1 protein-coding gene is annotated in these 1,595 nt (G+C 51.5%); it reads right to left on the bottom strand.

The window, feature by feature from the left end:
* Positions 1 to 97 precede the first annotated feature (97 nt).
* The gene (locus tag SJH88_RS19060; protein WP_274755382.1) at positions 98 to 1,249 is read right to left on the bottom strand and encodes an ATP-binding protein; all 1,152 of its coding nucleotides are present in this window, start codon (positions 1,247 to 1,249) and stop codon (positions 98 to 100) included.
* Positions 1,250 to 1,595 lie beyond the last annotated feature (346 nt).

Genomic DNA, 1,595 nt, shown 5'->3' with positions numbered 1-1,595 from the left:
CACGTCAATCACTCCTGGTCTCCTGCTGCACATAAAAGCAGCAGGCTAGGGTTAATGCGTGGGTCAGATTGAGATGGAAAAACCGGGGGCTAGTGGGTCACTTCTGGATGGAAATCAACAGCCTACCTCCAAATGCTTCAATGACAAAGGTTGTGGTGTCGAGGATCTTGCGTTCCTGGCTGCTGAGCGCTTCGGCGTCAACAAAGTCAAAGTTGAAACTGTCGTTGTAGGTCTCGGTGAACTGCGTGATGTCCACCATTCGATTGCCTTCGATATCTACCGAATCGGCGATTTTGGCTCGGAGATTTTCGGGAATCGTGAGAATCGTGTTGCCGCTTTGGCGAGCCTGGTCTATCAGGTCGGGGAAGCGCATCGCCTCATACGCGGTCACCATCACCACCTTTTCTTGGGCGTTGAGGATCCGTACTGCGTGCTCTTGCACATCAATCCACGCCAGTTCGTCGTGCATTTCACCCAACTGGAAACGGGAGATGTCTTCGGCCAACGTACGGGCGACATCCCCATTGGTCGAGGCTAGCAGGATTTTTTTGACCGAGTCCGAGTACGCAGTGCGGCCCACATGAGAGCGTTCTCGGTTAATAGCCTTCTTGATCGCCGCACTGAGCTGAGTGATGTTGTAGGAGAAAAGGAAATTTGCTTCCTCCGCGACCTTCACGCCGTTGATGTAGATCGCACCTGGGCCTGATTTACGGCTGATAATCTGGCCAAATCGCGTGGTTGCCAGCAATTCTTCATCGGAAAATTTCAGAAACAAAGCCTTTGCGGCCTCCATTTCCTTATCTTCGACTCCCTCAAGCTGAAATTCTGTGCCGACATATGTCGGATCCAACGGATCTTCGATGATGGCATGCAGGGTAAGGATATCGCCGAATCCATGCTTTGCTGATTTGTGGGTCGAGATGGTCCCGAACTTGGACTTGATCTGGGCCTTGACGCCATGGCGCTCAAAAGTGGCTAGAGCATCCTTCAGCCCAATGCCGAATCGACCGATCACAAGTGGGCTATCGAGCTTTTCTTGGTTCTCATTTTGGGTGAGATGGGTGTATCGAATGCCACGGCCTTCATCTCGAATGATCCAGGTGCCGTCACGCTTTTCAATCACTACCGGCGCAGTGCCCGTCAATATCTGCTCGTCGAGTGCGTTGGCTATAACTTCCCGAATACCATGGCGAACTTCCCAGTTTTCCAAAATTTTTTCTATGTTGAGGTCAAAACTCTTTTTCGCCATTTGAAGTCCCTCGGCTCAAGTAATTGTCGCTAGTTAAATAGTCGATGCTGAGGGGCGGAATACATAAACGCCCCTTGATGACGGCATAAATTAGTAGGCGTTCCGTCATGCCGCCTGCTCAAACAGTAGCGAATGTGTTGGATTGACCACTACCTATAACTCAGCCTTTTGCCTGCCGGGCTCGCAGCGAGCCCCTCGAACGGCTGCTTCTTCGCACTGCATCAGTAGAAGTGGTCCCGGTCGTTTGAACAATTGAGTCCAGTTGCTAAGCGAGATCACCGGGGTTATGCCGCCTGCATTTGTGCAAACGGCAATGCTGCAAAGTACGCTTCATCAGGGGTAGCTT

The sequence above is a fragment of the Comamonas sp. GCA5 genome (genome assembly GCF_036541385.1).
Taxonomy (GTDB): Bacteria; Pseudomonadota; Gammaproteobacteria; order Burkholderiales; family Burkholderiaceae_C; genus Comamonas; species Comamonas aquatica.
The sequence above is the reverse complement of the archived record's forward strand: the minus strand, read 5'-3'. Positions and strand labels throughout refer to the sequence as shown.

What these genes read in the sequence shown, in the direction of transcription:
- SJH88_RS19060 (WP_274755382.1), bottom strand. Translation starts at nt 1,249, where the DNA reads ATGGCGAAAAAGAGTTTTGACCTCAACATAGAAAAAATTTTGGAAAAC.